The organism is Sphingomonas sp. (assembly GCF_039595165.1).
Classification (GTDB): domain Bacteria; phylum Pseudomonadota; class Alphaproteobacteria; order Sphingomonadales; family Sphingomonadaceae; genus Sphingomonas.
In genome coordinates, this window is sequence record NZ_JBCNMA010000192.1 from 1 (window position 1) to 4,024 (window position 4,024).

Annotated in this window: 2 protein-coding genes; both read left to right on the forward strand. The window is 67.8% G+C overall.

Going from position 1 to position 4,024, the window contains the following annotated elements; all coding sequences use genetic code 11:
* Nucleotides 1-117: 117 nt before the first annotated feature.
* A complete protein-coding gene (locus ABDV68_RS18525) occupies nt 118-1,056 on the forward strand; it encodes a bifunctional riboflavin kinase/FAD synthetase (RefSeq protein ID WP_343521568.1) in 939 nt (312 codons plus the stop codon).
* A 180-nt stretch (nt 1,057-1,236) separates the two neighbouring features.
* Nucleotides 1,237-4,020 carry an isoleucine--tRNA ligase gene (ileS, locus tag ABDV68_RS18530; protein ID WP_343521569.1) on the forward strand — a complete coding sequence of 928 codons (2,784 nt, stop codon included), beginning with the start codon at nt 1,237-1,239 and terminating at the stop codon, nt 4,018-4,020.
* The last annotated feature ends 4 nt before the right edge of the window (nt 4,021-4,024 follow it).

Below are 4,024 nucleotides of genomic sequence, written 5' to 3' on the forward strand. Positions count from 1 at the left end.
GGCAATGCCTCCGCCCGCATGCTCACCGCGTCCTCCCCCTCCGTCATGCTGCGCATGCCACCTCCCCCTGGCGGGGGAGGATTTGATTCCTCGCCTCCTGCCCCTATAGCCCCGCCAATGGAGCGGCTGGACGGAGCCGTTGCGGTCCCCGCCCATCTGCGCGGCGGGATCGTGGCGCTCGGCAATTTCGACGGGTTTCATCGCGGGCACCAGGCGGTGGTGGGCCGCGCGGTCGAGCGCGCCCGCACCGCGGGGCGGCCGGCGATCGTCGCCACCTTCGACCCGCATCCGATGCGCTATTTCCGCCCGCAGACGCCGCCCTTCCGCCTGACCACGCTCGACCAGCGCCAGCGGCTGTTCGCCGAAGCGGGCGCCGACGCGATGCTGGTATTCGGCTTCGACGCCGCGCTCGCCGGGCTGCCCGCGCGCGCCTTTGCCGAGCAACGGCTGGTCGAGCTGATCGGCGCGGGCGGCGTTGTGACCGGCGCCGACTTCACTTTCGGCAAGGGCCGCGACGGCGATGTGAGCGTGCTCCGCGCGCTGGGCGACGAACTCGGCTTCAGCGTCGATACCGTCACCGCGGTCGAGGCGGCGGACGAGGTGATCTCCTCAAGCCGCATCCGCGAGGCGCTGCAGGCCGGCAAGCCGCGCGAGGCGGCGGCGTTGCTCACGCGGCCGTTCGCGATCGAAGGCATGGTCGAGCCGGGGGCGAAGCTCGGCCGCGAGCTCGGCTATCCCACCGCGAACATCCAGATCGGCAACTATCTTCGCCCGCGCTACGGCATCTATGCGGTACGGGGGCGCCTCCCCGACGGCCGGGTGCTCGACGGCGCCGCCAATCTCGGCATCCGCCCGAGCTTCGATCCGCCGGTCGAGCTGCTCGAACCCTATTTCTTCGACTTTTCGGGCGACCTCTACGGGCAGACGATCGAGGTCGAACTGATCGAGTTCCTGCGCGACGAGGCGAAGTTCGATTCGCTCGACGCGCTGAAGGCCCAGATCGCGGCCGATTGCGAGGCGGCCAGGGCCGCGCTGCGGAAGTTTACACTAGGTTGACACTATCAGGCCCGTTTCCACGCGCTCGCGGCAACCCCGACCGTGAATTTCAAGGAACGGCGGCGCGATGCCCGCCGGACGAGCCAAGCAGGCGAAATCCAACATTGCAAGCACGTTCCGCGCCTTGCCGAACCAATCTTCTTCCCCCGCCGCCCCACACAAGCTAATCCCCGCCCCCAAATGACCGAAACCACCGATTCCGCCCGCGACTGGCGCGACACCGTCTTCCTGCCGAAGACCGACTTTCCGATGAAGGCGGGGCTTGCCGCCAAGGAGCCCGCGATCCTCGAACGCTGGGCGAAGATCGGCGTGTACGAGCGGCTGCGCGAGCAGCGGAAGGGCCGCGAGCGCTTCATCCTCCACGACGGCCCGCCCTACGCCAATGGCGACCTGCACATGGGCCACGCCATGAACAAGATCCTCAAGGACGTGATCGTCCGCTCGCAGAGCCTGATGGGCAAGGACGCGCCGTACATCCCCGGCTGGGACTGCCACGGCCTGCCGATCGAGTGGAAGATCGAGGAACAGTATCGCGCCAAGAAGCAGAGCAAGGACGAGGTCCCGCCGGCCGAGTTCCGCGCCGAATGCCGCGCCTATGCCGAGAAATGGGTGGGCATCCAGCGCGAGCAGTTCCAGCGGCTCGGCGTGATGGGCGACTGGGACGATCCGTACCTCACCATGAAGTTCGACGCCGAGGCGACGATCGCGGGCGAGCTCTTGAAGTTCGCGACCAGCGGCCAGCTCTATCGCGGCGCCAAGCCGGTGATGTGGTCCCCGGTCGAGAAGACCGCGCTGGCCGAGGCCGAGGTCGAATATGAGGACGTCGTCTCGACCCAGATCGACGTCGCGTTCGAGATCGTCGAGGCGCCCAACGCGCCCGAGCTGGTCGGCGCGCATGCGGTGATCTGGACGACCACGCCGTGGACGATCCCGGTGAACCAGGCTTTGGCTTATGGGCCGGAGGTTGAGTATCGTGTGGTTCACGTCACTCCTGCCGATGGCAGCGAGGCGCGCCGCTATATCGTTGCCGACGAACTCTTCGATACCTTTCTCGCGCGAACCGAGCTTATCGAGCGTGCAGGTGAGGGTGAGGTTGGTCGCGTCGATGTGAGCAAGGCCGACTTTAAGGGATCAGACCTCGCCGACGCCGTTGCCCGCCACCCGATGCACCATCTCGGCGGCTTCTTCGCCAAGCCGCGTCCCTTCCTGCCCGGCGAGTTCGTCACCACCGATGCGGGCACCGGCCTCGTCCATATGGCGCCGGACCATGGCGAGGACGATTTCGCGCTGTGCAAGGCGCATGGCATCGATCCGGTGTTTGCGGTCGACGATGCGGGCTTCTACCGCCCCGACTGGCTGTGGCTTGGCGGGCAGGGGTCGGTGATCAACAAGAAGTTCGTCGCCAGCGACGGGCCGATCTGCAGCGACCTGCGCGAGGCCGGTGCGCTGCTCGCCGCGTCGGACGATTTCGCGCACAGCTATCCGCACAGCTGGCGCTCCAAGGCGAAGATCATCTTCCGCTGCACGCCCCAGTGGTTCATCCCGATGGATCGCCCGTCGGGCACCGTCGCGCAGGCCGAGGACGAATCCGCCGCCGGGGCCGCCGATTTCGCGGGCTTCATGCCGCTGGCGCCGCACAACAACGCCCCCACCCTGCGCAACCTCGCGCTCGACGCGATCGAGCGCACGCGCTGGGTGCCCGAGCGCTCGATCAACCGCATCCGCTCGATGGTCGAGGGGCGGCCCGACTGGGTGATCTCGCGCCAGCGCGCCTGGGGCGTGCCGATCCCGCTCTACGTCCACCGCCAGACCGGCGATTACCTCCGCGACGAAGCGGTCAACGCCCGCATCCTCGACGCCTTCCGCCAGGGCGGCGCCGACGCGTGGTTCGGCGCGGACCATCAGGCGCTGCTCGGCCCGGACTACGACCTCGCCGATTATGAGGTGGTCAACGACATCCTCGACGTGTGGTTCGACAGCGGCTCGACCCACAGCTTCGTGATCGAGGCGCGCTATGGCGAAGGCGTTCGCGCGAACCTCTATCTCGAAGGCTCCGACCAGCATCGCGGCTGGTTCCAGTCCTCGCTGCTCGAAAGCGCCGGCACGCGCGGCCGCGCGCCCTATGACGCGGTGCTCACCCACGGCTTCGCGCTCGACGGGCAGGGCCGGAAAATGTCCAAGTCGCTCGGCAACGTCGTCGACCCGCTCAAGATCATCGGCGAGAGCGGCGCGGACATCCTGCGCCTGTGGGTCGCGCAGACCGACTATTTCGAGGACGTCCGCATCGGCAAGGAGGTGCTCGCCGGCACCGGCGACGCCTACCGCAAGATCCGCAACACCTTCCGCTATTTGCTCGGCGCGCTCGACGGCTTCACCGACGACGAGAAGGTCGCGGTGGGCAGGATGCCCGAGCTCGAGCGCTACATCCTCCACAAGCTGGGTCAGCTCGACGTCGAGCTGCGCGCGGCGGCTGAGGCATTCGAGTTCAACCGCTACGCCCGCGCCCTGTCGGACTTCATGAACGAGGACCTGTCGGCCTTCTTCTTCGATATCCGCAAGGACTGCCTCTACTGCGACGCCGAGAGCGATCCCAAGCGCCGCGCCTATCGCACCGTGCTCGACACGCTGTTCCATGCGCTGGTGCGTTACGCCGCACCGATCCTCGCCTTCACCGCCGAGGAAGTGTGGCAGGCGCGCTATCCGAGCGCGGACGGGTCGGTCCATTTCCTCGAATGGCCCGAGCTGCCGGCACTGCCCGGCGACGACGCGGTCTCGACCGAATGGGCCGATATCCGCGCGCTGCGCGAGAAGGTGACCGAGGCGATCGAGCCCTATCGCCGCGAGAAGGCGATCCGCTCGAGCCTCGAGGCCGAGGTGACCGTGCCCGAGATGCTCCGCCCGGCAAAGGAACTGGCGGAGGTGTTCATCGTCGCCGACGTCAAGCAGCAGGAGGGCGTGGCGTAGCGGT